This window comes from Brevibacillus sp. FSL K6-6036 (genome assembly GCF_037964015.1).
GTDB lineage: Bacteria > Bacillota > Bacilli > Brevibacillales > Brevibacillaceae > Brevibacillus > Brevibacillus borstelensis.
Genome location: NZ_CP150173.1, coordinates 2,136,029 through 2,162,846, shown reverse-complemented (window position 1 = coordinate 2,162,846; position 26,818 = coordinate 2,136,029). Strand labels below are relative to the sequence as shown.

General features: G+C 52.9%; 32 protein-coding genes. 4 read left to right on the top strand and 28 right to left on the bottom strand.

The features are described 5' to 3' along the window. Positions 1-221: 221 nt before the first annotated feature. The 5 genes from recN to dxs all read right to left on the bottom strand — a co-directional run bounded on the left by recN (position 222) and on the right by dxs (position 6,080). Positions 222-1,946: a DNA repair protein RecN gene (gene recN / locus NST37_RS10820; protein ID WP_003387245.1), complete on the bottom strand. Its 1,725-nt coding sequence runs from the start codon at positions 1,944-1,946 to the stop codon at positions 222-224. Between the two features lie 16 nt (positions 1,947-1,962). Continuing rightward, positions 1,963-2,412 (bottom strand): transcriptional regulator ArgR, encoded by a 450-nt coding sequence (gene argR / locus NST37_RS10815; protein WP_003387250.1) that lies wholly within the window; start codon positions 2,410-2,412, stop codon positions 1,963-1,965. A 4-nt stretch (positions 2,413-2,416) separates the two neighbouring features. After that, complete coding sequence (locus NST37_RS10810) at positions 2,417-3,274, bottom strand: NAD(+)/NADH kinase (RefSeq protein ID WP_024984906.1); 858 nt, start codon at positions 3,272-3,274, stop codon at positions 2,417-2,419. 110 nt (positions 3,275-3,384) lie between these two features. Then, the gene (locus NST37_RS10805; RefSeq protein ID WP_003387252.1) at positions 3,385-4,197 is read right to left on the bottom strand and encodes a TlyA family RNA methyltransferase; all 813 of its coding nucleotides are present in this window, start codon (positions 4,195-4,197) and stop codon (positions 3,385-3,387) included. Then, entirely contained in the window at positions 4,194-6,080 is a 1,887-nt protein-coding gene (dxs, locus tag NST37_RS10800) for a 1-deoxy-D-xylulose-5-phosphate synthase (protein WP_339186654.1), read from the bottom strand. Before dxs ends, NST37_RS10805 begins: the two co-directional genes overlap by 4 nt. A gap of 206 nt (positions 6,081-6,286) precedes the next feature. Here dxs and NST37_RS10795 point away from each other — a divergent pair, with 206 nt between their 5' ends. Next, positions 6,287-7,993, top strand: coding sequence for a M3 family oligoendopeptidase (locus NST37_RS10795; RefSeq protein ID WP_339186652.1), 1,707 nt, complete (start codon positions 6,287-6,289; stop codon positions 7,991-7,993). Positions 7,994-8,055: 62 nt separating this feature from the next. On the opposite strand, the gene NST37_RS10790 is transcribed toward NST37_RS10795, so the two are convergent. The 21 genes from NST37_RS10790 to NST37_RS10690 form a co-directional block, all read right to left on the bottom strand. Then, positions 8,056-8,952: a polyprenyl synthetase family protein gene (locus NST37_RS10790; RefSeq protein WP_003387255.1), complete on the bottom strand. Its 897-nt coding sequence runs from the start codon at positions 8,950-8,952 to the stop codon at positions 8,056-8,058. Beyond that, on the bottom strand, positions 8,952-9,206 hold the full coding sequence (locus NST37_RS10785) for an exodeoxyribonuclease VII small subunit (RefSeq protein ID WP_003387257.1): 255 nt from the start codon (positions 9,204-9,206) through the stop codon (positions 8,952-8,954). The genes NST37_RS10790 and NST37_RS10785 overlap by 1 nt, the downstream gene beginning before the upstream one ends. Then, positions 9,175-10,554, bottom strand: coding sequence for an exodeoxyribonuclease VII large subunit (gene xseA, locus NST37_RS10780; RefSeq protein WP_003387259.1), 1,380 nt, complete (start codon positions 10,552-10,554; stop codon positions 9,175-9,177). The genes NST37_RS10785 and xseA overlap by 32 nt, the downstream gene beginning before the upstream one ends. Before the next feature lie 107 nt (positions 10,555-10,661). Continuing rightward, a complete protein-coding gene (gene folD / locus NST37_RS10775; protein ID WP_003387260.1) occupies positions 10,662-11,513 on the bottom strand; it encodes a bifunctional methylenetetrahydrofolate dehydrogenase/methenyltetrahydrofolate cyclohydrolase FolD in 852 nt (283 codons plus the stop codon). A 92-nt stretch (positions 11,514-11,605) separates the two neighbouring features. Next, positions 11,606-12,565, bottom strand: coding sequence for an O-sialoglycoprotein endopeptidase (locus NST37_RS10770; protein WP_024984903.1), 960 nt, complete (start codon positions 12,563-12,565; stop codon positions 11,606-11,608). Positions 12,566-12,581: 16 nt separating this feature from the next. Next, positions 12,582-12,986 (bottom strand): transcription antitermination factor NusB, encoded by a 405-nt coding sequence (gene nusB, locus NST37_RS10765; protein ID WP_003387262.1) that lies wholly within the window; start codon positions 12,984-12,986, stop codon positions 12,582-12,584. Between the two features lie 39 nt (positions 12,987-13,025). Further along, complete coding sequence (locus NST37_RS10760; protein WP_003387263.1) at positions 13,026-13,238, bottom strand: DUF2273 domain-containing protein; 213 nt, start codon at positions 13,236-13,238, stop codon at positions 13,026-13,028. 12 nt (positions 13,239-13,250) lie between these two features. Then, positions 13,251-13,817, bottom strand: coding sequence for an alkaline shock response membrane anchor protein AmaP (gene amaP / locus NST37_RS10755; RefSeq protein ID WP_171506318.1), 567 nt, complete (start codon positions 13,815-13,817; stop codon positions 13,251-13,253). Between the two features lie 95 nt (positions 13,818-13,912). Then, positions 13,913-14,323: an Asp23/Gls24 family envelope stress response protein gene (locus NST37_RS10750; RefSeq protein WP_003387265.1), complete on the bottom strand. Its 411-nt coding sequence runs from the start codon at positions 14,321-14,323 to the stop codon at positions 13,913-13,915. A gap of 60 nt (positions 14,324-14,383) precedes the next feature. Next, the gene (accC, locus tag NST37_RS10745; protein WP_024984902.1) at positions 14,384-15,739 is read right to left on the bottom strand and encodes an acetyl-CoA carboxylase biotin carboxylase subunit; all 1,356 of its coding nucleotides are present in this window, start codon (positions 15,737-15,739) and stop codon (positions 14,384-14,386) included. Positions 15,740-15,755: 16 nt separating this feature from the next. Continuing rightward, positions 15,756-16,265, bottom strand: a complete 510-nt coding sequence (gene accB, locus NST37_RS10740; RefSeq protein WP_003387267.1) for an acetyl-CoA carboxylase biotin carboxyl carrier protein — start codon at positions 16,263-16,265, stop codon at positions 15,756-15,758. Between the two features lie 177 nt (positions 16,266-16,442). Next, a complete protein-coding gene (locus NST37_RS10735) occupies positions 16,443-17,108 on the bottom strand; it encodes a SpoIIIAH-like family protein (protein ID WP_003387268.1) in 666 nt (221 codons plus the stop codon). A gap of 13 nt (positions 17,109-17,121) precedes the next feature. Continuing rightward, positions 17,122-17,760 carry a stage III sporulation protein AG gene (gene spoIIIAG / locus NST37_RS10730; RefSeq protein ID WP_003387269.1) on the bottom strand — a complete coding sequence of 213 codons (639 nt, stop codon included), beginning with the start codon at positions 17,758-17,760 and terminating at the stop codon, positions 17,122-17,124. 31 nt (positions 17,761-17,791) lie between these two features. Beyond that, positions 17,792-18,460 (bottom strand): stage III sporulation protein AF, encoded by a 669-nt coding sequence (spoIIIAF, locus tag NST37_RS10725; protein ID WP_024984901.1) that lies wholly within the window; start codon positions 18,458-18,460, stop codon positions 17,792-17,794. Positions 18,461-18,469: 9 nt separating this feature from the next. Continuing rightward, entirely contained in the window at positions 18,470-19,654 is a 1,185-nt protein-coding gene (gene spoIIIAE, locus NST37_RS10720) for a stage III sporulation protein AE (RefSeq protein ID WP_003387272.1), read from the bottom strand. A gap of 17 nt (positions 19,655-19,671) precedes the next feature. Continuing rightward, positions 19,672-20,061: a stage III sporulation protein AD gene (gene spoIIIAD, locus NST37_RS10715; RefSeq protein WP_003387273.1), complete on the bottom strand. Its 390-nt coding sequence runs from the start codon at positions 20,059-20,061 to the stop codon at positions 19,672-19,674. 13 nt (positions 20,062-20,074) lie between these two features. Then, positions 20,075-20,278 (bottom strand): stage III sporulation protein AC, encoded by a 204-nt coding sequence (gene spoIIIAC / locus NST37_RS10710; RefSeq protein ID WP_003387274.1) that lies wholly within the window; start codon positions 20,276-20,278, stop codon positions 20,075-20,077. 16 nt (positions 20,279-20,294) lie between these two features. Beyond that, positions 20,295-20,813 (bottom strand): stage III sporulation protein SpoIIIAB, encoded by a 519-nt coding sequence (gene spoIIIAB, locus NST37_RS10705; RefSeq protein ID WP_003387275.1) that lies wholly within the window; start codon positions 20,811-20,813, stop codon positions 20,295-20,297. Further along, positions 20,801-21,763 carry a stage III sporulation protein AA gene (spoIIIAA, locus tag NST37_RS10700; RefSeq protein WP_003387276.1) on the bottom strand — a complete coding sequence of 321 codons (963 nt, stop codon included), beginning with the start codon at positions 21,761-21,763 and terminating at the stop codon, positions 20,801-20,803. The genes spoIIIAB and spoIIIAA overlap by 13 nt, the downstream gene beginning before the upstream one ends. Before the next feature lie 244 nt (positions 21,764-22,007). Further along, entirely contained in the window at positions 22,008-22,502 is a 495-nt protein-coding gene (locus tag NST37_RS10695; protein ID WP_003387277.1) for a CD1247 N-terminal domain-containing protein, read from the bottom strand. A 78-nt stretch (positions 22,503-22,580) separates the two neighbouring features. Next, the gene (locus NST37_RS10690; RefSeq protein ID WP_003387278.1) at positions 22,581-22,844 is read right to left on the bottom strand and encodes a YqhV family protein; all 264 of its coding nucleotides are present in this window, start codon (positions 22,842-22,844) and stop codon (positions 22,581-22,583) included. A gap of 152 nt (positions 22,845-22,996) precedes the next feature. On the opposite strand from NST37_RS10690, the gene NST37_RS10685 reads away from it, so the two are divergent. From NST37_RS10685 to NST37_RS10675, 3 genes are read left to right on the top strand one after another with little or no spacing between them, the layout of a single operon-like run. Further along, the gene (locus tag NST37_RS10685) at positions 22,997-23,818 is read left to right on the top strand and encodes a phosphosulfolactate synthase (RefSeq protein ID WP_003387279.1); all 822 of its coding nucleotides are present in this window, start codon (positions 22,997-22,999) and stop codon (positions 23,816-23,818) included. Then, positions 23,809-24,525, top strand: a complete 717-nt coding sequence (locus NST37_RS10680; protein WP_003387281.1) for a 2-phosphosulfolactate phosphatase — start codon at positions 23,809-23,811, stop codon at positions 24,523-24,525. Before NST37_RS10685 ends, NST37_RS10680 begins: the two co-directional genes overlap by 10 nt. Before the next feature lie 42 nt (positions 24,526-24,567). Further along, positions 24,568-25,029: a DUF441 domain-containing protein gene (locus NST37_RS10675; RefSeq protein WP_003387283.1), complete on the top strand. Its 462-nt coding sequence runs from the start codon at positions 24,568-24,570 to the stop codon at positions 25,027-25,029. A gap of 106 nt (positions 25,030-25,135) precedes the next feature. Here NST37_RS10675 and efp read toward each other — a convergent pair whose 3' ends face one another. Further along, the gene (gene efp, locus NST37_RS10670; protein ID WP_003387284.1) at positions 25,136-25,693 is read right to left on the bottom strand and encodes an elongation factor P; all 558 of its coding nucleotides are present in this window, start codon (positions 25,691-25,693) and stop codon (positions 25,136-25,138) included. 41 nt (positions 25,694-25,734) lie between these two features. Further along, positions 25,735-26,805, bottom strand: coding sequence for a Xaa-Pro peptidase family protein (locus NST37_RS10665; RefSeq protein ID WP_024984897.1), 1,071 nt, complete (start codon positions 26,803-26,805; stop codon positions 25,735-25,737). Between the last annotated feature and the right edge of the window lie 13 nt (positions 26,806-26,818).

The following is a 26,818-nucleotide window of genomic DNA, read 5'->3' as shown; positions in this document are numbered from 1 at the left end:
TACCTACACCTACAGATAACACCTCCACCTTGTGTAGTTATACTATTGCCTGCGCGGCAATGGATTATGTCAGGAAAATCTAACACCAGTCGCAAGAATACAGCACTGAAAACCTCGGTGGACAGGGAGCTGTCAATGGGTGTATCAATTGCTATTTGCTGCGTAAACCTTACCTGAAACGCTCCGCATTCGGTACAACAGCAAACAAAAAAGCTGCCCGGTTACTTGGCAGCTTTTCGTTGTCGCCCGAGCGTGATCATCTCGCGCGCGTGCTCTTCTGTTTTTGCTGTAACCTCGGCTCCGCTCAGCATGCGGGCCAGCTCGGTGACCCGCTCCTCCTCGCGTAAGCTGTGAACGAGCGTCATTGTTTCGTTCTCGCTCATCTCCTTTTGAATCAGGAAATGGGCATCCGCGAGAGAAGCTACCTGCGGAAGGTGTGTGATGCACAACACCTGACGCTGGAGCGCGACACGTGCAAGCTTTTCAGCAATGGCTTGGGCAGCCCTTCCGCTTACCCCTGTATCGACCTCGTCGAAAATCAAGGTCTGCACCTGGTCGGTACCGGCCAAAATCGTCTTGATCGCCAGCATGACCCGCGAAAGCTCACCGCCGGAAGCGATTTTGGCCAAAGGGCGCAGCGGCTCTCCCGGATTGGGCGAAATTAAAAACTCGACGGTATCGATTCCGTTGGCATCGACGCGCCATTTGGCTCCCTCGATTTCCACCCCGTTTTCATCGGGAATTTGCCGGACATCGATGGCGAAGCGGGCGCGCTCCATATGTAATTCGCGAAGCTGCTGCTCAATTTCCTTGGCAAGCCGGTCTGCACAGCTGCGGCGGATCATGGACAGCTCCAGTGCCTCGACGGCGAGATCGGCAGCCAGCTCAACCAGCCGTTTTTCCAGTTGCTGCAGACGGTCATCGTAATGATGCATTTCGTCCAATTCATCCTGAATCGTTGCCGCATATTCCAGAATATCGTCTACATTTTTCCCGTATTTTCTCTTCAGCGTCTGGATCAAATCCAGCCTTCTCTCTACTTCCTGAAGCTGCTCCGGTTCAAAATCGAGCCGGTCGGAGAGCTGTCTGAGCTGGTGCACTGCATCTTCTACCTGATAGTATGCGCTTTGGACCGTCTCGAGTATCGGTCCCAACTGATCATCATAGGAGACAATTCGTTCCAGCTCGCTCATGGCATGTCCAAGCCACTCGCTTCCGCGCTGGTCGCCGTGCAGGGCCCGGTAGGCGTCCTGGATGCCTGCAAATACCTTCTCAATGTTCATCCATTTCTTTCTCTGCTGAAGCAGCTTTTCGTCCTCTCCGGGCGCCAGGGATGCTGCCTCGATTTCGTTTAACTGGTATTGCAGCAGATCGATCCGCTGAACGAGCTCCCGTTCGTTTTTGGACATCCGTTCCAGATCCTGTCTCGTCTTTGAATAGAGGCCAAACAACTGTGCATACTCCTGTTTGGCCGATCCCATTTCTTTTTCGCCGTAGGAATCGAGCCAGTGTATGTGCTTGTCCGCCTGCATCAGCATATGAGTGTCATGCTGTCCGTGGACGGTCACCAGCCAGGGGCCCAGCTCCCTGAGCATGGCAAGGGTGACAAGCTGTCCGTTGATGCGGATGATGCTTTTTCCCTGACTGGAAATATCGCGCCTGACGACAAGCGTGTTGTCCTGCTCTACCTGAACACCGAAGCTCTCGCAAACCGAAAAGGCCGGATGGCCGCTGGGCAGCTCAAACAGACCCTCGACTTCTGCCCGCGTTTCCCCGTACCGGACAAAATCAGTCGAGGCCCGGCCTCCCAGCAGCAGGCCGAGCGCATCAATAATAATCGATTTTCCCGCACCGGTCTCCCCGGTCAAAATGTTTAAGCCTTTTTGAAAAGAAATGGTTACGGATTTGATGATCGCAAAATTGCGTATGGAAAGCTCCAGCAGCATACTGTTTCCCCACTCCTTACAGCATTTCCATGAGCCGCTTGGTCACTTCTTCAGAGTTTTCCTTGGAGCGGCAAATAATCAAAATGGTATTGTCGCCGCTGATGGTGCCCATGATTTCTTCCCAAGGCAAATTGTCGATCAGCTCCGCTACTGCATTGGCATGCCCGGACAGCGTCTTCAGCAGGATAAAGTGATCGGCGTGATCCATGCTGACAAACGAATCAACCAGCATGCGGCGCAGCTTCTGGATCGGATTGAACTTCTGCTCGACAGGGAGCGAGTATTTGTAGCGGCCATCCGGCAACGGAACCTTCACCAGATGAAGCTCCTTGATGTCTCGGGAGACTGTCGCCTGGGTCACGTTAAAACCCGCTTCGCGCAAACGGTCTACCAACTCATCCTGCGTCTCCACCTCGTTATTTCCGATAATTTCACGAATGCGAATATGCCTTTGTCCTTTATTCATGCGATTACTCCCATTCCCCTTGTAATTTGGTGCGAATTGTTTCAAAAAAGCCGCCTTTTTTCCATTTGACCAATGGGGTCACATATGGCGACTTGCGGATGAAAATCTGATCGCCACCCTCCAGCTTGTATCCGAATTGCCCATCTATAGACAAGCCCATTTCGTGATGAATGGCATCCACCTCAATCCGAATAACCTGATTGGGCGATAGCACCATCGGGCGGGCAGTCAAAGAATGCGGCGCTACAGGCGTCAGCAGCAGCATATCGACATTCGGCGCCACAATCGGACCGCCGGCAGATAGAGAATACGCTGTAGAGCCTGTCGGACTCGATACGATCACCCCATCGCCGCTGAAGGTTGCCACATACACATCGTCCAAATAAACCGCACATTGAATAATGCGGCAGAACGACCCTTTGGCAATCCCGATGTCATTCATCGCCGTATAGCGGGCAAGCGTGGATTTGTTTCGGACCAGCTCTGCCTCCAGCATGGAGCGTTCTTCAATGTAGTATTGTCCAGAAAGCAGATTGTCGACGGCGTGGGGCAAATGCTCCGGGTCGGCTTCCGAGAGAAACCCGAGCGTTCCCAGATTGATGCCCAAAATCGGCAAGGAGCGTCCTGCCAAGCGGCGCGCGATGCCAAGCAAGGTGCCGTCTCCGCCCAGGACACACAAAAGCTGAGCTTCAGAGCCGATCGCTTCCAGGCTTGTCCCGATATCCCCTCTGCCTACGTAAGAAGCCATCTGTTCATCCAGAAGGACTCTGGCTCCTTTTTCCTCCAGCAAATATACCAATTCTCTGGCCACAATGCGGGCCTCAGGTTTTCCTTTATTCGCTACGATACCAAACGTCTTCAACATGGCCCACCCCAAAACTTCGTCGGTTGGAAATCCTTATACAAGTATACAACTTTTCATGCATACAAAAAAAGCCTCGACTTCCCGCATCGAGGCTTTTTGTCCTACTTTCACTTCAATTCGCGGTGAGCGATAGCCACAGTCTCACTCACCTTTTTCAGCCATTCCTCCGAAGTGAAGCCTCCGCCTGCCTTTTTTGCGTGCAGCAAAAACTCGATGTTTCCTTCTCCTCCGGTAATGGGCGAGTAAGAAAGACCGTGCAACGAAAAGCCGATTTGCATCGCGGCTTGTCCAATGTCGATCAACACAGCCTCGTGAATGTCCGGGTCACGAACAATGCCGTTTTTCCCGACGTTTTCCTTGCCTGCCTCGAACTGTGGCTTTACGAGGGCAACGACGTCGCCGCCTTGTTCCAAAAAACGATACAAGACCGGCAATATCAGTTTCAACGAAATGAAGGACACATCAATGGAAGCGACTTCCGGCCGCTCATCTTCAAAGCTGTCGGGGTCCATGTGACGGAAATTCGTTCGTTCCATCACCACGACCCGCTCGTCCTTCCTCAGCGACCAGGCGAGCTGATTGTAGCCAACATCAATCGCATACACTTTTCTCGCGCCATTTTGCAGTGCGCAATCCGTAAATCCGCCTGTTGAGGAACCGATATCCATCATGACTTTGCCGTCTATGACGAGGTCGAATATGTTCAATGCTTTTTCCAGCTTTAATCCGCCGCGGCTCACATACGGGTGAACCTCGCCCTTTACCGTGATGGCAATATCCTCGGGAAATTTGGTGCCCGGCTTGTCGCACCGCTCCCCTTTCACCTGTACGAGACCGGCCATTACTGCCGCTTTTGCCTTTTCTCTGGTGTCATACAATCCGCGTTCTACCAGCAGAACGTCCAGCCGTTCCTTTTTCATGCCTCGACAACGCCTTTCGATACGGGCAAAAATGCGCGGACACAGGCGACGATTTGCTCAGCCGTCAATCCGACCTCCAGCCGTTGTTCTTTCACGCTGCCATGCTCGACGAAATAGTCGGGAACGCCTATTGTTTTGACTCGGATATGATGGTACCCCGCTTCAGCCAAAAACTCGCGGACAGCACTTCCAAAGCCGCCCATCTCGGAGCCTTCCTCAACTGTAATGAGGTCATAGCCTTCCCGTGCCAGCCTGGTCAGCAGCTCCGCATCGAGCGGCTTGCAGAAGCGGGCATTTACCAGCATCGGATGGATCCCTTCGCGGCTGAGCTGTTCCACCGCGTGTTCCGCGATTTCGAAAATATGACCAAATGACAGGATCGCGACGTCTCTTCCTTCGCGGACGATTTCAGCCTTTCCGATCGGAAGCGGCTTCATCTCGTCATCGATCTTTACGCCTCGGACGCTTAGGCGGGGATAGCGGAAGGATATCGGACCGTCCTCGTACGCGACCGCCGTTTTCATCATATGGCGCAGCTCGTTTTCATCCTTCGGCGCCATGATGACCATATTCGGGATGGCCCTCATAAATGCGATGTCATACACGCCCTGATGCGTCTCCCCGTCAGCACCGACCAGGCCTGCCCGGTCAACGGCAAAGATCACGTTCAGCTTTTGCCGGGCCACGTCGTGAATCAACTGGTCGTAGGCCCGCTGCAGGAATGTCGAGTAAACCGCGAAGACAGGCTTCAAGCCTTGTGTTGCCAAGCCTGCGGCAAACGTGCATGCGTGCTGCTCTGCAATCCCTACGTCAAACAGCCGATCCGGGAAGCGCTCGCCAAACGGGATCAGACCGGAGCCCGCGGGCATAGCCGGTGTTACCGCCACGATCCGCTCGTCCTCTTCGGCCAGACTGATCATCGTGTCCGCGAACACCTTCGTATACATAGGTGCCGATTTCGGGGTATCGCCAGACTCGATTTTGTACGTGCCGATACCGTGCCATTTGACCGAATCCGCTTCTGCAGGCGCGTAGCCTTTGCCTTTTTTGGTGATGGCATGGATCAGCACCGGCCCCTTCGTCTGTTTCGCCGTTTTCAGGGTGTCGAGCATGAGCTCCATGTTGTGTCCATCAATCGGACCGATATAGGTAAAGCCCAGTTCCTCAAACAAGATGCCGGAGACGAGCAAATACTTCATGCTGTCCTTGAATCGCTCCGCCATATGGGCAAGCCTTCCGCCTACCGCCGGAATCGATTTCAGCAAATGCTCAAACTCTTCCTTTGCTCGTTTGTAATTGGTCGCGGAGCGCAATTTGCCCAAATAATTGTGCAGGGCACCCACGTTTGGCGCGATGGACATTTCATTGTCGTTGAGCACAACGATGACATTTTTGCCTTCATGGCCGATGTGGTTCATCGCTTCCAGCGCCATACCGCCAGTCAGGGCACCGTCGCCGATGATCGCCACGACGTGGTTCTTTTCCTTTTTCAAATCGCGTGCGGTTGCCATTCCCATAGCGGCGGACAGGGACGTACTGCTGTGCCCTGTTTCCCAGACGTCATGCGGGCTTTCGCACATTTTCGGAAAGCCGCACAATCCTTTATACTGGCGAAGCGTCGGAAACATTTCGCGCCGGCCCGTCAAAATTTTATGTACATAGGCTTGATGTCCTACGTCCCAAATCAACTTATCTACCGGGCTGTTAAATACATAGTGTAGGGCGAGCGTCAATTCCACTACACCAAGATTAGGTGCCAGATGGCCGCCCGTTTTGGACAGGTTTTCCACAAGGAACTGTCGGATCTCGTCTGCCAGTGCGTATAGCTCAGGCAATGAGCATTTCTTCAGATCTTGAGGATTGTTGATGCTAGTTAGCAGCATTACTATTCCTCACTTTCACTCATTCTTGGGTCATTGGGTATGCTGCAATCCGAATCACTTTCGGACAACCTTGGTTCATTTAGCTTGCTTCATTATAACGGTTTCTTCATAAAAACTCCACTTTCATCTGTTTTCAAGAGAAATCGCGTCCAGCTTCTGGTAAAATATAATCAATCCATCAAACCTTTTATGGGAGGGTTTCGTCCATGAGCACAGCAGTACCTTTTTCACAAATCAACTATGAACGCATCCCGCTGGCAGCGATCGAAGCCCGATTTGAAGAGCAGCTTGCTGCCTTCCAGCGGGCGTCCACCTGGCAGGAGCAAGACGAGGCGATGCTCCGCATCCAGGAGATCCGTCAGGAGGTAGAGTCTGCACGTGAAATTTCTCACATCAGACACACGATCGACACAACCGATTCGTTTTACAAGGACGAACAGGATTATTGGGATGAAGCAGGACCACAGTATCAAGGATTGGTGACAAAGTATTATGAGGCGATTGTCCAGTCCCGTTTCCGCAAGGAGCTGGAGGCCAAATGGGGAGCGCAGCTCTTCCGCATCGCCAAAACCAAGATTCGCACCTTTTCTCCCGAGGTCGTTCTCGACTTGCAGGAGGAAAACCGGCTAAGCAGCCAATACATGGCTTTGATCGCTTCGGCCCGCATTCAGTTCGAGGGCGAAGAGCGGACACTGCCGCAATTGATCCCGTTCCAGACATCTATCGACCGGCAGATGAGAAAGAGAGCGCACGAGGCTCGCTACAGCTTTTTCCGCGAGCATGGCGAAGAGCTTGATCGCATCTATGACGAGCTTGTGAAGGTGCGTACCCGAATCGCCCGCAAGCTCGGCTATCAAAGCTTTACAGAGCTGGCCTATGCCCGTCTGAATCGGACGGATTACAATGCAGAAATGGTGGCCGTCTTCCGCAAACAGGTGCTGGAGCATATCGTTCCTGTCGCCAGCAGCTTGTATGAAAGACAGCGTGAAAGAATTGGCGTGGAGACTTTGCGCTACTATGACAAGCCGTTCCAGTTCGCTACCGGAAATCCTACGCCCAAGGGCTCTCCCGAATGGATCGTGGAAAACGGCAAGCGAATGTACAATGAGCTTTCCAAGGAAACCGGGGAGTTCTACTCTTTCATGCTTGAGAACGATTGCATGGATCTGTTGAGCAAGAAGGGCAAAGCGACAGGCGGTTATTGCACGTACATCAGCCAATACCGACTCCCTTATATCTTTGCCAATTTCAACGGCACTTCCGGCGACATCGATGTCTTGACACACGAGGCCGGACACGCTTTTCAGGTTTACATGAGCAGGGACTTCGCCGTTCCGGAGTACCATTTCCCTACCTATGAGGCTTGTGAAATTCACTCCATGAGCATGGAGTTTTTGACCTGGCCATGGATGGAGCTGTTTTTTCAGGAAGATACGGAAAAGTACAAGTTTTCCCATCTCGCCGATGCGCTTCAGTTCATTCCTTACGGCGTAACGGTTGACGAATTCCAGCACGCCATCTATGAAAATCCGGATATGACTCCCGCGCAGCGGAAACAGACATGGCGCGAAATCGAGCGCAAGTATCTGCCTCATCTCAATTATGAAGACAATGATTTCCTCGAAAACGGAGGGTACTGGCAACAGCAGGGCCATATTTTCATGGACCCCTTCTATTACATCGATTATACGCTTGCGCAAATCTGCGCCTTCCAATTCTGGAAGCGGGCCCAGCATAATCCGGCAGAGGCGTGGAACGATTACCTTACCCTTTGCAAGGAGGGCGGCAGCAAGTCGTTTACCGAGCTGGTAAAAGTAGCGAAGCTGGATTCGCCGTTTGAGGACGGCTGTGTGTCTTCCGTGATCGGGGATATCAAAAAATGGTTGGACGGCGTGGATGACAAGGCTTTGTAGGTGTAACAACCTTGTCAATCTAATGACGAAAAAAAGACGCGGAAGCAACTGCTCCGCGTCTTTTACTTTTTCCGTTCCATGACGTAATCAGCCAGTGGCATGAGGGCCGAGTGATCCATTCCAGCGCTTCTCAACACTTGCTTGGCTTCGGCGACAAGCTGCAGCAAACGCGCCTTCGATTCATCCATGCCGATCAGCGCCGGATAGGTAGCCTTTTGCCGATCCGCATCGCTTCCGACGGCTTTGCCGAGCTGAGAGGAATCCCCTTCTACATTCAAAATATCGTCCTGAATTTGGAAGGCCAGTCCGATGTTTCTTCCGTATTGGGTCAAAGCATCCATCTGCTTCTCTGTCGCTTCCGCCAAATAGCCTCCGCCCCGCAGCGCAGCAATCAGCAAATCGCCTGTCTTATGCTTGTGGATGTACTCCAGTTCCGCCAGACTCAGCTGTTTGCCTTCGCCCTCAATATCAGCCATCTGTCCGCCGACCATGCCGGTTGCTCCCGCCCGTTTTCCAAGCTCCGCAACCAGTCGTACAACCGTCTCCGCCTTTACATCGGGATCGTTCAGATACCGCTCGGCAATCAAACCGAAGGCGCGCGTCAGCAAGGCGTCGCCGGCCAGGATTGCTGTTGCTTCGCCGAACACTTTATGATTCGTCGGTTTGCCTCTCCTCAGGTCGTCATCATCCATCGCAGGCAAATCATCGTGAATGAGCGAATACGTATGTATCATTTCCAAAGCAGCCGCATAGGGGATGCCGCGCTCCACGGGCTTGTCCAGGGCTTCCAGAACGGCCAGAACCAGCATCGGGCGCAGGCGTTTTCCCCCTGCCATCAGCGAATACGCCATGGATTCGTACAGTGTAGCCGGAACACCCTCCCGCTCCAACAGCGATGTCAGATGCTGCTCGATGAAGCTTGTCTTTTCTTCCAGATAGGATTGGAGGGATACGGCCATCAGATTTCACCCTCCACACGAAACGGCTTTTGCTTCAGCTGGCCGTCTTCTTCGATCAGTTGTGTGATTTTGGCTTCGATCGCATCCAGCTTTTGGCCGCAGATTCGGGAGAGCGTAACGCCTTCCTGATAAAGCTGGATCGCTTCCTCCAGAGGAATCTCTCCTTCCTCCAGCCGATTCACCACTTCTTCAAGCCGTTTCATCGCTTCTTCAAACTGAATGTCAGCCTCTTGGTCCGTCTTTTTCCGTGCCATCTCGCTTCTCCTCCCGGTAAATCTGTTCCACGCGTGCAGTAGCACTTCCATCCTTTAATCGTAACATGAGTTCTTCGCCTGGAGCAAATTGCTCAACCGATTTTACCAGTTGTCCGGAAGCGTACACGAGCGAAAATCCGCGCTGCATGACTTTCAGCGGGCTTAATGCATCCAGCTGCGCAACGGATGAAGCAAAAGACATCCTGCTCTTGACCAGACGCTGCTTCATCAACTCGTCAAGCCGGGCACGGCTCAGCCCAATCGCCTTTTTCTGTCGTTCGACCACATCTGTAAGCCGATACCGCCTGACCCGATCGGACAGCTGATTGTACCGATCCCTGCGTCCTTTCATCAGGTGTTTGACCGCTTGACCCAGCCGCAGGGAAACCTCATCGAGCCGTTGCTGCGCTTCTTCCACCCGTCTCTGTGGTCGCCGCATCGCATAGGATTGGGCAAGTCCCTCCAGACGCTTTCGCTCCGAGGCCAGCCGTCCATGCAGCGCTCGACTCATCCGGGTGTCCAACTGCTTCACCCGCTCCAGCCATTCGAGGTAATGGGGAACAGCAAGCTCGGCTGCCGCTGTAGGCGTCGCAGCGCGAACATCTGCTACAAAATCGGCGATTGTGACATCGGTTTCATGCCCGACTGCGGAAATGACGGGAATCGAGGAAGCTGCAATGGCACGGGCGACCTGCTCCTCGTTAAACGCCCACAGCTCCTCGATCGACCCGCCTCCACGTCCGACGATGAGAACATCGATGTCTGGCTGACTGTTCATAATCCGAATCGCTGCAACGATGGAAGCAGGCGCTTCTGTCCCTTGGACGACAGCCGGGGACAAGACGATTTCCGCCTGTGGATAGCGGCGCCTGATCGTCGTGCAAATGTCGCGGATGGCCGCTCCGGTAGGCGACGTGACTACCCCGACTCTTCTCGGAAAGGCTGGCAGCGGACGTTTTCTCTCTGCGGCAAACAACCCTTCTCCCGCAAGCTTTGCTTTTAATTGCTCAAAGGCAAGATAAAGAGAACCGATTCCGTCCGGCTGCATTTCCTTGGCATAAAATTGATAAGCGCCGTCCCGTTCATAGGCAGAAATGGAACCGCGCACGATCACCTTGGTTCCATCCTTGGGCAGAAAGCGAAGAAAACGATTGTAGCCGGCGAACATGACCACCTTGACCCGCGACTGGCTGTCCTTTAAGGTAAAGTACATGTGACCGCTTGTATGATGAACAAAGTTGGAGATTTCACCGCGCACCCAAATGTCCTGCAAGCGGACATCCTGCTCCAACACCTGCTTAATGCAGCGGTTCAGGTCGCTGACTGAAAAAATTTGACGACTCGTCATGCGTACCTCCCGTTTTGGTAAGTTTCATCACGGACGCAAAAATCGCTCGCCTGAACCGTTTTTTCTGCATGCTTCGTGGTAGCTGTACCTGTAATCGTCTGCAGAAACTACCTGGCGAGATTTCTGGCCGCTTCAATTGTATTTTTCAGCAGCATTGTAATCGTCATCGGACCGACACCGCCCGGAACGGGTGTGAGGTAGCTCGCTACTTCCTTTACTTCATCAAAGCGGACATCTCCGACGAGCTTGCCGCTCTCAATGCGGTTTACCCCGACGTCAATCACCACTGCTCCCGGTTTCACGTCCTCTTTTCCGATCATGTGCGCCTTGCCGGCCGCGACGATCAAAATATCAGCCTGACGTGTGTAGGACGGCAAATCAACAGTCCGCGAGTGGCACATCGTCACCGTCGCATTTTCTCGCTGCAATAAATACGATACCGGTTTTCCGACGATGTTGCTGCGGCCGATGACGACTGCGTGTTTGCCTTCGATCGTCATGCCAGTGCGCTTGATCAGCTCGACTACACCGTTGGCTGTACAAGGCAGCAAAGAATCGTATCCGATCATCATGTTCCCGACATTGACCGGGTGGAACCCGTCGACGTCTTTTTCCGAACTTATCGCCTCGATGACTGCCTTTTCAGAGATATGAGCCGGAAGCGGCAACTGTACCAAAATGCCGTGAACGTTCGGATTTTCATTCAATTGATAGACGATCTCCAACAATTCCTTTTCGGTGATGGATGCGTCCTTATAAATGATTTCCGAGCGGATTCCCACTTCTTCACAACCGCGAGCTTTCCCTCTGACATAGGAATGCGAAGCGGGATCATCTCCCACAAGAACGACGGTCAATCCCGGCACGATTCCATTTTGCTTCAGTTCTGCAACTTCGCCAGCCAATTGTTCCCGAATATCTTTTGCAATTTCCTTGCCATACAAAATAGTTGCTGCCATGGCGAAGAACCCTCCTTCGTTTGGATCACTACGTTAAGTGTACCGATTCAAGGAGATGATGTAAAGCCGAATTTTATAAAGTTAATAATTGTTTAATGTTCGTGTTTTAGTTTTTGCCAGCCCAACATGGCCACTCCGTACGCATTGTCTCCAGAATAGACTGGATCGCAAAAGTACAAGCGCGCCTTGACGGCAGGATGTTCCAAACGCTTGGTCAACCGCTCTCGTATGTACTGATTTGCCGCTACACCGCCAACGATCAGAATTTCCCGAGGAAGACCCTCCTCTACGGCATGACGGAGCACTTTTTCCAGCGTGCTTGCTATACATTGCTCCGTCGCCCTGGCAATCTCTGCGGCCGGTACGCTTCCGCCCTCAATCGCCCGCAACAGTGCCGCTTCCGGTCCAGAGAAGCTGAATGATTTCCCCTGCACTGAGGAGGAGACGCGAAAATCTCCGGACGCCTGCAAGGCGAGCTTTTCCAACTGTGGTCCGGCCGGGAAAGACATCCCCAGCGCCACGCCGATCCGATCAACCAGTTGACCTGCGTGCAGATCTGTCGTTCCGCCCACTTTCTCGATCTGGTATCCGTCTTCCTTTCTTTCGCACAAGAGCAGTTCGCTCGTTCCCCCAGACAAATGAACCGCGAGAAACCGGTTTTCACGCGGCCGCTCTGCTGCGGTATACTCGCCCGCTGCGATATGCCCCTCCTGATGAGTCGTCAAAAAGGCGGGTACCTTCATGTAGGCTGACAGTGACTTCGCCAAGCCTTCCCCCACTTTAAACACCGGCATGTACGAGCCATCCACCGGACGCGGCTTTTCGCTTGCACAGACGGCAACGATATCGTATTCGGTCCATCTCATCTCATTGCTCAGCTCGGGGAGGTTCATCACATGCTGAAAGACGGCTTCTGATTGCTGCAGACCACGCTTGCCTTCTTTTACTCGAAGAAGTCGTTTCGCTTCTGCCACAATCCGGCCGTCTTCCGCTGCCAAGCACAACGATGTCCGGTAGTTGCTCGTATCAATTCCCAACAATACCTTTGTCATGCTGCTTCACCCATCTCTACGCGTTCGCAGTTTGGCGAGCTTTCAAATAACTGGACAAAACGCCGTTAATATACCGATAAGATTGTTCGTCGCTGAACAGTTTGGCAATCTCGATCGCCTCATTCAACGCCACTTTATCCGGAATGTCCTCTTCAAACATGATTTCAAAAAATGCAAGACGAAGGATGGCCCGGTCTACATTGGCGATTCGCTCCAGACGCCAGCCGCGAAGATATTTTTGGATCTCGGCATCGATCTCTTGCAGACGATCAAGTACGCCCTTTACCAGAAAATGAAGGTAAGAGGCGTCTTCTTCGCTATCTTCCATAACCAGTTCGAGGGCAGCTTCCATACTTACATCTGCCATGTCGATCTGAAACAAGCATTGAACTGCTTTTTCTCGTGCTGTCCTACGTTTCATCACGTTCACCTACTCATAAAATTGAGGTCCCTGCCCCGCTTAGCGAAACTTCCCAGGGAGGATACGATCAAGAATTTCGCGCAAATCCTCTTTGTGATCCAGTTTGCGTCCAATGTAATAACCGGTGGAGACAAAGACGACAAACACCAGTGTATCCCAAAAACCGACGAGAAGGTAGATGATGCCGAAAAAAAGTCCGGCGGCTACCCCCAGTAGTTTCCCCTTGTGTTCCCACAACAACTCCCATATCATGACTTTCACCTACTATTCCACTCGTTTGCGAGCCGCGTAATTCTCATGCTGGGCTACTTCCGTCACAACGACCGCCACCTCGGAGATGATGACGCCGGCAATACCCTCCACCTGCTCCTTGATATCGGTCTGCAGCTTCTGGGTCAGCTCCGGCAAGGGCGTCTCTCCGTCGACAGAGACGCGGACTGTGATCGTGTTTCCGCTTTCCAGCGCCCGTACGACAGTCTTTAAATCGCGGACCCCCTTCACTCTTCTGGCCGCCCTCTCGGCGATTGTCTGAATGGTTTGCAGGGTTATGTTTACTTCACCCAAGTCGCTGCGCTGGCGAATGCCCTTCTCCGTTTTCGGTTTCTTGGAGCGGCGGAAAGAACTGAAAAAGAACCGCAAGCTGACAATTAAAAAAATCACCGCCGTGATCAGATAGGCAGGCTGGAAACCGCCAAGCAGCTGCTCTAAATAGGGGCGTATGTATTCAGCTGGGATCAGTCCGCTCGAGGCTCCGATCACGCCGACAGAGAGGACGATCAGCGCAAAACTGTACAAAGTCAGGATAAAGCGGTCAAACAAATTCACAAGCATCTCTCCTTTGGTGCAAAGGTAACAAGGAGGCCGTTACTCTTAGATGAGGAAAAATGCCCCCTGAGGCATAGGGGGCATCCAAACTTGCTGATGAACTAGCGGACGCGCTGGAAATCTTCCACGGCAGCCGGCGCTTTTTCTTCGGGCTTCAGCTCTACGTCCACAATATGTACGTTTACTTCCACGACCGACAGACCCGTCATGCTTTCGATGGCGTTGCGCACACTATCTTGAATATTTCGAGCGACATCCGGGATACGGTGTCCATATTTTACGATAATCGATACATCAACTGCCGCTTCGCGCGAGCCTACCTCTACGCGTACGCCGCGAGCTATATTTTTACGGCCGAGCCGTTCGACAATCTCACCTACGAAACCACCGCTCATTTGTGCTACACCCTCTACCTCAGAGGCAGCCATACCGGCGATTACTTCCAGGACTTCGGGAGCGATCTGCACCTTACCAAGCTCTGTTCTTTCTAGATCCGGTGTAAACTCTTCCACGCTTCGCACCTCCCTATGGTTTTGTAACCCATTATAACAAGCAGCTTCCACTTTTACAAATCAAGCTTCGTCCAGATTCAGTTCATGAATCTCCAGGAATTTCGTGTCAAACTGACCGCTGGCGAACACTTCGTGGTCAAGCACCTTGAGATGGAACGGAATCGTCGTGTGCACACCCTCCACGACAAACTCGCCGAGCGCCCGCTTCATGCGTTCGATCGCTTCCGTGCGGTCTTTGCCCCAGACGATCAGCTTCGCGATCATCGAGTCGTAATAAGGCGGGATGACATAGCCGGTATAAGCGGCGCTGTCGACGCGCACACCGAATCCGCCCGGAGCGAGATACGTCGTGATTTTCCCAGGGGATGGCATGAAATTCTTGACCGGATTTTCCGCATTGATCCGGCATTCGATGGCCCAGCCATTCAGCTTGATGTCGTCCTGTGTAAACGACAGCGGCTGGCCTGCAGCTACCGTGAGCTGTTCTTTAATCAAATCAAATCCGGTTACAAGCTCTGTCACCGGATGTTCAACCTGAATGCGGGTGTTCATCTCCATAAAGTAGAACTTCCCGTGTTTGTCCAGAAGGAATTCAACCGTTCCTGCGCCGTGGTAATTTACCGCTTTGGCTGCAGCTACGGCCGCTTCCCCCATCTCTCTCCGCAGTTCCTCGCTCAGGGCGGGAGATGGCGCTTCCTCAATCAATTTTTGATGGCGTCGCTGAATGGAACAGTCGCGCTCACCCAAATACACGACATTGCCGTGCTTATCTGCCATGATCTGAATTTCGACGTGGCGCGGTCCTTCGACGAATTTTTCGAGATAAACGCCCGGGTTGCCAAAGGCAGTTTTCGCCTCGTTTTGCGCTTGACGGATCGCCTTTTCCAGATCTTCATCGTCTACAGCAACGCGCATCCCGCGGCCTCCGCCGCCGGCGGTTGCCTTTACCATCACCGGATAGCCGATTTCATTGGCCGTCTTGATCGCATCGGCGATATCCTCGACAAGGCCATCTGTTCCCGGAACAGTTGGTACACCGGCTGATTTCATCGTATCCTTGGCGGTGGATTTATCGCCCATCTTGACGATGGCCTCCGGGTCAGGCCCGATAAATGTGATGTTGCAAGCGGCACAAATCTCGGCAAAGTCGGCGTTCTCTGCCAAAAACCCGTAGCCGGGATGGATGGCGTCTGCCCCAACCTTGGTGGCTACACTCATGATGCTCGCAATGTTGAGGTAGCTTTCTTTCGATGCTGTGGGTCCAATGCAGTAAGCTTCGTCAGCCAATTTTACGTGCAGCGCTTCGCGATCTGCTTCGGAGTACACAGCTACCGTACGAATGCCCAACTCGCGGCAGGCGCGAATGACACGGACAGCAATTTCGCCCCGGTTGGCAATCAATACTTTTTGAAACATTACGCTCTCCTCCAACCTATTCTGGCTTCACCAAAAACAGCGGCTGGCCGTATTCCACCAGCTGACCATCCTCAACCAGCACTTTCACGATCTCCCCGGATACTTCTGCCTCGATCTCGTTGAACAGCTTCATCGCTTCCACGATGCAAACAACCTTGTTCGGGGTCACCTTGTCGCCCGCTTGGACGTAGGCAGGCTTGCCCGGCTCAGGGGAACGGTAGAATGTTCCCACCATCGGGGACACGATTTTGTGCAGGTTCGACTCATCTACGGCTGCTGCTGCCGGCTTCGGAGCCTCAACCGGCGCCGCAGGAGCTTCTGCCACTGCCGGTGCAGCTGCTACGGGAGCCGCTGCTTGGGCGACCGGAGCCACTGGAGCCTGTACGACCGGTTGCGAAACGTAGACGGTTTCCCCGGCCGATTTTTTCATTGTTACCTTTGCTCCATCGATTTCAAGCTCGAATTCGTTAATGGACGACTGATCAATCAACTTGATAATTTCACGGATTTCATGAATTTTGAACACAGGTAAGCACTCCTTCATTTCGAAAGATAACCAGGGAGTATGGTATGTATCGAGGTCTAACAATCATGGTAGCTTGTCACCACCCCAACGTCAAGAAAGGATTTCCCCTCATTTCCAGCGAAAAACGAGGAGAAACCCTTACCAGCATGCCCGTTTTCAATGATCCTTAGTACCTCGTCAGGAAGCTTTGAATTGTACGGTGATATTGGTTGCCGGGACGTTCAGATGCTGTTTTACATTGGAGATGATGTCCACCACTTCATCTGCGCCCAGTTTGTCTTTTTGCACGATTACTGTCACCTTGTCATTTTGCGTGAACACGACAGCGTCTTTGTAGCCGCTTGTTTTCAGCATTTCTTCTACGGCCATTGTGGCGCTCTCCATCGTAGAGAGCTCTTCGTACTTCGCTTTCGCCTCTGCTACTGCCTGCGGGGTCGCATCCGGGCTGCCCATGATGCTCATCTGCTCGTCTTTTTGCTGCTGGAGTTGGGCTTCCCGCTTCATTTTGTACCCGGTGAAAATTTCGCTCGGGGTATCAGCCAGCGTCGCCGTTTCCTTGGTATCTGTCTGCTGCTCCTTGTTGGCATTTGCCGTATCTGCTGCCGCAGGTTCCGTTTTTGGCTTGCCCTCGACAGGAGCTGCGTCAGTGGCTGGCGTCTCTGTCTGTTTGCTCTCAACCACGACACCAGAAAGCGAGTCCTGCTCAGGCTGCAGCTGCTGCAACTGCTGCTGCCCCAGCGTCGACACTTGACTGTCCGGCCCTTTGACCAAATAGTAGCCCGAGAGGACCACCATCACGGCCAGCATTGTCAACAACCATACCGTTTGCTTGCGAAGCATCATTTGTCATTACCTCCTAACCTTTTTTAGGCAATATCGAAATTTTGTAGGCAGGCACATCCAATACTTTTTGAACCGCTTCGGTGATCCACGCTTTGACTTGTATGTTGTCGGCGCCTTTTGCCACCACCAAAACCCCTCTTACCTTTGGCTTTAGCGTTTTGAGGATAACGGGCTGATCCTGTTTGCCTCCCTGGACCACGACCACTTGTTCATCGCGGGATTGGTCATTTTGATTCCGCGTGGCTCGCTCCTTGTCCGTTTCCTGATTGGTAGAGGAACGGGTATTGGTGTTTTTCCCGACGACCAGCTCCGGCGTCGAATCCAGATTGACCATGACTTCAACCTCTCCCACACCAACTACGCTGGCCAATATTTCCTTCAGCTGCGTTTGATACATGTTTTCGTATTCTGCGATGATGTCGGGCGGATTGGCTCCTCCGAGCACCGGCGCCGACTGTTCGGTTCCAGGCGGTCCGGTCGGTTCATTGCCTCCAATCCCGAAACCCATCGGCTGATCGCGTTCAACATTCAGGAAATCGGTCAAAATCATGATGGCCATCCCGATTCCCAATATGACGATAAAATAGTGGATCGGCTTCAGCTTCTTTTTATCTGAATCTGCGGCCAACCATTGCTTCAGCTTCCCAAACACCCCTGCTCACCTCACCTTGAACGACTGCATGTCACCGCTTCTCAATCTTGTCCTGATCCCTGGTAACGACTACCATATCCTCGCTTAAGCCCCATTGCGCTGCCAGATCACTGGCAATCCGTTTGGACAAGGCATCTTTCTGCTGTGCAGCAGCCGGCAGCTCCTTTTCTTCTTGCCCCTGGCTTTGACTGTTTACCTCGATGCGTATCGGTTCGATCGGTTCGACCGGCTTGATCGCGCTTGCTGTTTCCCCGCTGCTCCCTTCTGGGGCGATCGCTACCTCGATGCGCTGCAATTTTGCCTGGTCTGCATTCTTGTTGTCCAACAGAACCTTGACTGCCGTTACCTCCACTCCGTGATCCTCCTTGAGCTTCGTTCGAATGGATGCCTCCACCTGACTTTGCACGTAGGCGTCTATTTGCTTTTCCTGCTTTCCGGCCAGCCTCTCGGCGATGCGCTTCCACTCGGTGTCGGAGGGCCGGTTCATCTGCTCCTGGTAGCGGTCCAGCTTAAGCGCCAGATCATCCTGAGAGAGCTGAAACAGGGCGAACACAGGGGAGATGATCGTCATCAAAATAATCAGTCCCATCACCATTTTGACGTAGCGCTGCATGCTGGTATTGGGCAAAATGAGGTCGAGGAACGCAGCCAGGAGAACAAGTAAGATGATCTTTTTCAGCCAGAGCGTAAGCCATGTCATCTGCTTCACCTACCGAACCATCATGGAGATATTGCCCGCCGCAATGATAATGGTGATGGCCAAAAAGAACATCAGCCCTACCGTGGCCAAAGCCGCAAAGACAAAGATTAGATTTTTCCCGATCGCTCCGAGTGCCGCGATGATCGGACTATTGCCCAAAGGCTGCAGGACGGCGGAGGAAAGATTGTAGATCATGGCCAAAATCAGGATCTTGAGGGCCGGGAATGCGCACAGGAGGAGCAGAATCAGGACCCCTGCCAATCCGACTGCGTTCTTGACCAGAAGAGAAGCATTGAGCACTGTGTCTGCCGCATCTGAGAACATCCTGCCGACAATCGGGATGAAATTGCCGGTAATGTATTTGGCCGTCCTCAGGGTTACCCCGTCAGCTACTGCCGACGTAGCCCCCTGGATGGAGATGATCGCCAGAAATATGGTAAGAAAGGACCCGAGCGCTCCCATTGCAATATTGCGCAAGAGGGAAGCAAGCTGCGTGACCTGGTATCTTTCCGAAAAGAGGCTTGCGATCGACAGCATGGCGGACAGAAACAGGAGCGGAAATATGACGTAGGAAATGAGTATCCCGCTGGTATTGATGAGAAAGATGATGAGCGGGTGAAACATCGTAGCTGACGCCAAATTTCCTACAGAAGCGAGCAGAGCGATGACCAGAGGAATCATGGCCAGCATAAAGTCGGACATGTCGCTGATCGCTTCTTTGGCGTACGTGATGGCCACATGGAAGCTGTTAATGGCGAGCACCATCAGCACGAGATAGGCAATCGAATAGGCTACCGTCGTCACGGTGTTGCGTTCAAAGGCGTTTTGCATCGTCTCCAGAATCATGGCAAAAACCGTAATAATGATGATCGAGCTGAGCAGTTTGCCATTCATCAAAATTTCATGGAAAACAAATTTGCCGAAGCCCTTGAGAAACCCGGAGAGACTAAAGTCCCCCTGCTGCATCAACAACTGGAGAAAACCGGGAGCCTGCAGATCAGGAAGATACCCTTTGTAATCGCGCTGCAGCTCTGTCCAAAACCTTTCGACCCGGTCAACCTGCAAATCGTCTACCTGCTGCTTGATCAGGTAATCGACAGAAGGTGCTGGTGTCGTCACGGCAGCCGAGAGAGAGGTTGACGGCAGGAAGACAAACAGCAGAAACAAGAAGAGCGACCAGCCCGCACGAGTCACTTGCACCCCTCCCCCAACTACGCCGGCAACAGGTCTATGACCGTTTCGATAATGATCTGAATGATCGGAACGGCCATGATCAGAATCAACACTTTCCCAGCCAGCTCGATTTTGGAAGCGATGGCTCCCTGACCGGCGTCTCTGGTCATTTGTGCCCCGAATTCAGCGATATAGGCAATTCCGATGATTTTCAAGATGGTTTCCAAAAATACGAGATTGAGGTCAGCTTGTACCGCCAGACGCTCCAGAATCCTGATGACCTCCGCTATTTTACCGATCAGAAAGTAAAAGATGACAACGCCGCTCGCGATGGCCAGCAGGTAGGCGAACATCGGTTTTTGTTCCTTGATGACCAGCGCGAGAATCGTAGCCACCAATCCCAGTCCGACGATTTGTACGATCTCCATTCGCCTTCCCTCCTCAATTAAACAGGAAGACGCGTTTTACCTCGGAAAACAGGTCGCCGACATAGTGAGCTACCATGTACAGCACGATGATAAACCCCACCAGCGTCGCCCAGTGTGCGATGTCCTCCTTGCCAGCCTGCTTCAGAACCGTGTGCAGAATGGCTGTAATAAATCCCACCGCCCCGATCTGAAAAACAGGTGTCAAATCAAAATCCACAGTGAACACCTCGCCTTTAGAACATCAGGATGACGACCAACAACCCGCACAGGAAGCCGAGGCTTTTGTACATTTTCTCGTACCTGTTTTGTTCCGCTCGCGCCTCTTCCTCCAACCCGCGAAGGTGTGTAACGGCGAGACGCAAATGCTTTTGCTGGTCTTCCCGATCAGATGATCCGAGCACCTGTCCCAGACTGGTCAACACATCCCGCTCTTGCTTGCGAAGCGACGTTTGCTGCCAGTGTCTATCGATGGCCAGTCTGAGCGCTTCGTCGGCGTTCTGTGCCCGCTCCTCGCGAAGGCTGCCCGCAGCAGTCTGGAACAGCTGTCCAATCTCTGTCGGCAGCCGGTTTCCCACTTTGAGCAGGGCAGGCTGCAACGGGGTCAGGCCGTACACGATCTCCGTCTCCAGCATCTGCAGCCCTACGAGAAGGGCTCTAAGCTGCACGGGACGATACGCATAAAACCGACCAATTTGCCACCCTACCATGGAAGCCGAGAACAGGATCAGCACGGCTCCGATCAGCTTAACCATGCGACCTCCCCCTTATCGACCGGTTCGAGACTCCGGTCGTAGACGCCTTGAATCGTCCCTACGCCCTTCGAGCGGCTCAGAACAAAATAGCGGGAGAAGACGCCGCTTTGAATCAATTTTCCCAGTGCCGGACGCCTCGCCACCTCTTCGATCTCTGCGCCGTGCGCAGAACAGATTACGGAAACACCGGCATGGACGGCTTCCCATACGGCTTCGCCGTCTTCCGGCCGCCCCACCTCATCCACGATCAGGACATCGGGTGACATCGAACGGATCAGCATCATCATTCCTGCTGCTTTTGGGCAAGCATCCAGCACGTCCGTTCTCGGGCCGACATCCCGCTGCGGAACACCGTTCAAGCAGCCGGCAAGCTCGGAACGCTCGTCCACAATGCCCACTTTGCGGCTGGAGGACCATTCGTTCCCATAGCTGATGGAGCGGGCAATATCTCGCAGGAGCGTTGTTTTTCCGCACTGTGGAGGCGAGATGATCAGGGCATTCAGGATTCGTCCGTTTTCGAACAGATAGGGCAGGACCTTCTGTGCCGTCCCTTTTTTCTCGCGAGCGATCCGGATGTTAAAGCTGGTAACGTCGCGAATCCCTTTTACTTCTCCCCGTTCCAGGACGACCTTGCCGGCAATGCCGATCCGGTGTCCCCCTGTAACAGTGATGTAGCCGCGTTTCAGCTCTTCTTCCAGAGTGTACAGAGAGTGCTGGCTGACCAGGTTCAACAGCTTGACCGACTGTTCTTCAGTGAAGGTCCACCCTTGTCTGGCATTGGCTGTCAGCTGTCCTGCGGCTGTCACGTAGCTCGACTGCTGCCCAAATCTTATTTCCAGCGGCTGATTTTGCCGTAGGCGGATTTCCTCCAGATGCTCTCTGACGGCGGAGGGCAATGCAGTCAGAATGCTGCGGATGGTCGCCGGCAAAATCGCCATGATCTCGTTCACGACTTATCCCTCCTTCGTGTCTTTGACACTTCAGCCTTTGTCCACGTCGACTTACCTCCATCCTATGCGGGTCTGGACGAGTTTTATGCCAAGAAAACGCCAGAGAAACGCTTGCTAGCGAAAGTCGCGGGAACCGCACGAGTACTACGCGTATCAACGCAATCATTTCTCAAACAAAAAAACCGGCTTCCATACCGGTCGGTCCGGATGAAAGCCAGTTCACCATTTGTTCGCTCGATGTTTTTCAGGTGGCATTGATCGGTTCATATTGCCTGTCCTGCGGATAGGGTTCGATGATGTAATGATGGTACCCTTCATCATCCTCCCCCTCTTGAAAGAACATGATCTCATGGCACGAGGGACACTCGATTTCATAAGAGGCTATCACATTGTCGTCAGAATCCAGCTCGTAAGTGGAGGCATCCTCGTCGTCCTGATCCGCAAATTTATCATAGAGGACGCTGTCGTCGTCTTCGTCACAGTCATCCACCATCTCGTACAGATCATTCTCATCGCCGAAAAGGTACAACTCCACATCGTCGAGATCATCGTCAATTGCCTCTACGTAATCTTCGGTTTCCTCGATCCTGGCGTGCAATTCCCTGAACTGACCGTACATTTCGTCCAGTACCTCAATTACTTCCGACAGTACCTTTCCCTCATTGCTGTTCTGTGTCAGGTCCAACCCATCTGCCAAGCCGCGCAGATACGAAATTCGATTAGCCAATGATTCAAGCACGAGGAACCCTCCTTTATCCGTTTACTTTCGCTATTGTTCCCGAAAGTCGGGAGGGTTACTAATGCCAAATCGTATCCGTCATTTTCTGACCCCGATGAATATACAGACGATGCCCGCAAATATCCACATGATTTTTGCGAAGCTGATCCGGTCCGACATGCCGATCAGTCCGATTGTCGTAGTCGACAGCAGTACAAGCGGACCTACAATGGCAAGTCCCGAATTGATCAGCAGCGCCTTCTCCACCTCGTTTACTTTTAAAATAAACAGGGCCGCCAGCACTTCAATGGTACCAGACATCACTCTTAGTGTAGCCATCCCTATGATCGCTTTTTCCCACATCACTCCTCGCCCTCCTCCCTATCACTCTATGCTCGTCCCGGGCAGATTCATCACTGAAAGCTGGGCAATCGCCTATAGGCTTGCGGCTCACTCCCAACCTCACCCGCACATAGACTAAAAGCAAACGCCTAGAAGAAATGAGGAAAACAGCCATGTTTAACCGCGATCTTCCCTTCTGGCCCGATGGATGGTCGGACCCGTCCCGGCGAAGACAACCCAAACCACGCGCGACCGGATTAACCATGGTCATCGATAAAGGAATGGGTCGCGCAGCATTTTACGACCTGATGGAGCTGGCTGCCCCTTACATCGACATTTACAAGCTGGGCTTTGGTACATCCGTCCTCTACCCCGGCAAATTTCTGCAACAAAAAGTGGAAGAGGCCAAAACGTGGAATCTGCACATCATGCCAGGCGGAACCCTTTTTGAAATTGCCCTTTGCCAATCCACTCTGGAGGCATATATCGAACAAGTGAAAGCAATCGGGTTTAATGCGGTCGAAATCTCCGACGGAACCTTCCCCCTCCCCGCCGACCTCAGAAAAAGGGCGATCAGTACGGCGGCAGATGCCGGGCTGATCGTCTACTCGGAATTTGGCAAAAAGTCGGCAGATTTCCGTGCCGAGCAAGACGAGCTGCTGCGTACACTGGAGGCTGATCTTCTAGCAGGCGCCAGCTACGTGATCGTAGAAGCCCGCGAGAGTGGGACGGTAGGCGTATTTGATGGGAAAGGAAAAGTGGAGACCAGCTTTTTGCTGGATATTCATAAGGCCGCCGGCTCCCTGGCAGACCGGCTAATCTGGGAAGCTCCCCAAAAGGAACAGCAGGTCGCCTTGATTCAGACGCTGGGCGCCAGCGTAAATCTGGGGAATATTGCTGGTGCCGACGTATTAGCCGTCGAGACGCTGCGAAGGGGGCTGAGGGGTGACACTGCAGCGATGATGGCCGAAAGGAGGGCCGCTACGTGCGAATAGATGTCGTTCCCACCGTTGAGGAAATTCGCTACGATCAGATCGGCAACCGCGTCGTCATCGTCATCGATGTACTGCGTGCGTCTAGTTCGATCGTGACCGCGCTGGGAACCGGCTTTTCGGTTGTCGTTCCCGTAGAGACCATCGGGCAGGCCAACGCGCTGCGGACAGAAAACTGCTTTCTTGCCGGTGAAAGACATTGTCGGAAAATCCCTGACTTCGACTACAACAACTCTCCTACCGAACTGGCTGGCCACTCGCAAAAAGGGAGCGTTCTTATCCTCACTACCACGAATGGAACACGTGCGATCCAAAAAGCGGAACGTGCCTCCTCCCTGTTGATCGGCTGTTTTCTCAACGCAACCGCTTGTATCCAGTACGCACTGTCACAACGTCTGGACATCACCCTGTACTGTGCCGGAACACGATCCGAATTTGCTCTCGAAGACGGTCTGGCTGCTGGCCTCATGATTCACAGAGCAAAGCTGCTGCAGCCGCAGGTTCAACTCTGCGATTTGGGAGAAGCGCTCCGGGCCAGCTATTTGCATCTGTCGGACCGATTGCCGCAGCTTTTGCCCCACACGACGACGGGCAGAAGACTGGTCCAGCATCATTTTGCCGATGATCTTGCCTTTTGTGCACAGATTGACCACTATCGCCTGGTCCCGATTGTACGAGAGAAGCGAATACTTCCCCACCTTGTCTCATAAAGTGAAAGAAGACTAGGGACGTGGACAGGGGTTTTGATGCCGATGGTATCAGGGGAAATCATGCTTGTCATCTTGATCGTCATAGGCTTGATCGGGCGATCGCCAATTATTGCGACTGCAGCGAGCATTCTGCTTGTTTTGAAGCTGACCGCACTCGAACGCCTGTTTCCTGTAGTTGAGCGGCGGGGGCTTGAGCTGGGTCTTTTGTTTTTGACGATCTCCGTACTTGTTCCGTTCGCCAGCGAAAAAATATCGTGGCGTGACATTACTCCGCTCTTCACGACGGTGATCGGAATGATGGCACTCGCCGGAGGGGCAATCGCCACCTGGATGAACGGAAAGGGACTCGATTTGCTTCGAACTGAGCCGTCCATCATCGTTGGTTTGGTCATTGGGTCGATCATTGGAATTGTCTTTTTGCGCGGAATTCCCGTCGGCCCGCTAATGGCCGCCGGCATTACCGCCTTTGTCTTGAAGCTGTGGGAATGGTTTGGCGGACGCTGAGCGGCGGACGCTTCGTCTTGACGCAAGGTTCCCAAGAGAAACGAAAAGAGCCGTACCCATGGCAGGTACGGCTCGTTTCCGTCGCTCGCTATTCGTTCTCTCGTCTTTATGCGCGAGATACGTATGCTTCGGTACGCGTATCGATGATCAACTTGTCTCCTTGTTCTACGAAAAGCGGCACGTTTACCACAAAACCCGTTTCCAGGGTTGCTTTTTTCGTAACGTTGGAGGCAGTATCTCCTTTTACGCCCGGCTCACATTCAGTAACAGTCAGTTCAACTGTATTCGGCAATTGCACCCCGAGGGTTTCGCCGTTGTACTGCATGATTTGCACGTTCATGTTTTCTTTCAGGAAGTTAAGCTCGCGCTCGATCTGCTTGCTTGTAAAGGTGAGCTGCTCATACGTTTCTGTGTTCATAAAGGTATGCTCATCGCCGCTGGCATACAGATATTGCATGGTAGAGGTTTCGATGCGGGCAGGACTTACTTTTTCACCGCCGCGGAACGTCATCTCTGCCACGTTGCCGTTACGCAGGTTGCGCAGTTTGGAACGAACAAAGGCTGCACCTTTTCCTGGTTTCACGTGTTGGAATTCGAGCACTTGGTAGATATTGCCATCCACTTCGATGGTCAGGCCGGTACGAAAATCATTAACAGAGATCATGTTAGTCCTCCCAAATCAACAAATAACACAAATAGTATAAATTAGACGGGCAAAATGAGCAACTCTTTCGTGGATTGGGTCAAGACATCATGACCATCCGCCGTAATCAATACGTCGTCCTCGATCCGAACGCCGCCCAAGCCGCTGATGTAAATGCCTGGTTCCATCGTGACCAGCATTCCCGGCTCAAGGATAAACGGACTTGCAGTCGACAAGTTTGGCAGTTCGTGAACGTCCATGCCAAGGCCATGTCCCGCACTGTGTCCGTACGCATCTCCATAGCCGGCAGCCGTGATGATATCGCGGGTAACCGCATCGGCTTCTTTACCCGAAATTCCCGGTCTTAACGCTTCGACACCAGCGATCTGAGCCTTGAGGACAATCTCGTAAATTTCTTTCATGCGAGGATGGGGCTCCCCGACAGAGACCGTCCGGGTAATATCGGAGTTGTAGCCCTGATAGGCCGCGCCAAAATCGAGCGTCACCATTTCACCGGCTGCAATCACCTTTTCGCTCGCTCTTCCATGCGGCAGCGCACCGCGGTGGCCTGAAGCGACGATAATGTCAAACGCGGAAGCAGACGCCCCCTGTCTTCTCATGAAAAACTCCAGCTCCAGCGCCACTTCGATTTCCGTCACGCCAGGCCTGATATATCCGAGAATGTGCTCAAAGGCATCTTCGGCGATTTTCACCGCCTGTCTGATCACCTGCACTTCGGACTCTTCCTTGTACATCCGCAGCTTTTCCATAAAGCCGCTGGTCGGAACCAGCTCGACACCTTCAAAGCTCTTGCTCCAATTGGAATAGGTTCCGAAAGACAGGCTGCTTTCAAAAGCAAGCCGTTTGACGCCGGCCTTTTTCAGGACTTGCGCGATCGCTTCCAGAGGCTTGCGCTCATTGTTGACCACGGTAAAGTGCGGGCACTCCTCCTGGGCTTGATCGACATAGCGGAAATCCGTTACCAAAAACGCTTCTTTTTCGGTGACGATAACCCATCCCGTCGAGCCGGTAAAACCGCTCAGATAACGACGGTTCACCGTTTCTTCCGTAATCAGTGCGTCAGCCCCGATCTGTGCCAAGGCATCGCGCAATTTGCTCAAGCGATTGTTCATTTTCCTCTCCCTT

Excerpts from the sequence above, each read along its gene's own strand:
- recN (WP_003387245.1), bottom strand. The coding sequence starts at position 1,946 with ATGCTGCTGGAGCTTTCCATACGCAATTTTGCGATCATCAAATCCGTA.
- argR (WP_003387250.1), bottom strand. The coding sequence starts at position 2,412 with ATGAATAAAGGACAAAGGCATATTCGCATTCGTGAAATTATCGGAAAT.
- NST37_RS10805 (WP_003387252.1), bottom strand. The coding sequence starts at position 4,197 with ATGAAAAAGGAACGGCTGGACGTTCTGCTGGTAGAACGCGGATTGTAT.
- dxs (WP_339186654.1), bottom strand. The coding sequence starts at position 6,080 with ATGCTGCTAACTAGCATCAACAATCCTCAAGATCTGAAGAAATGCTCA.
- NST37_RS10795 (WP_339186652.1), top strand. The coding sequence starts at position 6,287 with ATGAGCACAGCAGTACCTTTTTCACAAATCAACTATGAACGCATCCCG.
- NST37_RS10790 (WP_003387255.1), bottom strand. The coding sequence starts at position 8,952 with ATGGCCGTATCCCTCCAATCCTATCTGGAAGAAAAGACAAGCTTCATC.
- NST37_RS10785 (WP_003387257.1), bottom strand. The coding sequence starts at position 9,206 with ATGGCACGGAAAAAGACGGACCAAGAGGCTGACATTCAGTTTGAAGAA.
- xseA (WP_003387259.1), bottom strand. The coding sequence starts at position 10,554 with ATGACGAGTCGTCAAATTTTTTCAGTCAGCGACCTGAACCGCTGCATT.
- folD (WP_003387260.1), bottom strand. The coding sequence starts at position 11,513 with ATGGCAGCAACTATTTTGTATGGCAAGGAAATTGCAAAAGATATTCGG.
- NST37_RS10770 (WP_024984903.1), bottom strand. The coding sequence starts at position 12,565 with ATGACAAAGGTATTGTTGGGAATTGATACGAGCAACTACCGGACATCG.
- nusB (WP_003387262.1), bottom strand. The coding sequence starts at position 12,986 with ATGAAACGTAGGACAGCACGAGAAAAAGCAGTTCAATGCTTGTTTCAG.
- NST37_RS10760 (WP_003387263.1), bottom strand. The coding sequence starts at position 13,238 with ATGATATGGGAGTTGTTGTGGGAACACAAGGGGAAACTACTGGGGGTA.
- amaP (WP_171506318.1), bottom strand. The coding sequence starts at position 13,817 with ATGCTTGTGAATTTGTTTGACCGCTTTATCCTGACTTTGTACAGTTTT.
- accC (WP_024984902.1), bottom strand. The coding sequence starts at position 15,739 with ATGTTTCAAAAAGTATTGATTGCCAACCGGGGCGAAATTGCTGTCCGT.
- NST37_RS10735 (WP_003387268.1), bottom strand. The coding sequence starts at position 17,108 with ATGATGCTTCGCAAGCAAACGGTATGGTTGTTGACAATGCTGGCCGTG.
- spoIIIAF (WP_024984901.1), bottom strand. The coding sequence starts at position 18,460 with ATGACATGGCTTACGCTCTGGCTGAAAAAGATCATCTTACTTGTTCTC.
- spoIIIAD (WP_003387273.1), bottom strand. The coding sequence starts at position 20,061 with ATGGAGATCGTACAAATCGTCGGACTGGGATTGGTGGCTACGATTCTC.
- spoIIIAB (WP_003387275.1), bottom strand. The coding sequence starts at position 20,813 with ATGGTTAAGCTGATCGGAGCCGTGCTGATCCTGTTCTCGGCTTCCATG.
- NST37_RS10690 (WP_003387278.1), bottom strand. The coding sequence starts at position 22,844 with ATGTGGGAAAAAGCGATCATAGGGATGGCTACACTAAGAGTGATGTCT.
- NST37_RS10685 (WP_003387279.1), top strand. The coding sequence starts at position 22,997 with ATGTTTAACCGCGATCTTCCCTTCTGGCCCGATGGATGGTCGGACCCG.
- NST37_RS10675 (WP_003387283.1), top strand. The coding sequence starts at position 24,568 with ATGGTATCAGGGGAAATCATGCTTGTCATCTTGATCGTCATAGGCTTG.
- efp (WP_003387284.1), bottom strand. The coding sequence starts at position 25,693 with ATGATCTCTGTTAATGATTTTCGTACCGGCCTGACCATCGAAGTGGAT.
- NST37_RS10665 (WP_024984897.1), bottom strand. The coding sequence starts at position 26,805 with ATGAACAATCGCTTGAGCAAATTGCGCGATGCCTTGGCACAGATCGGG.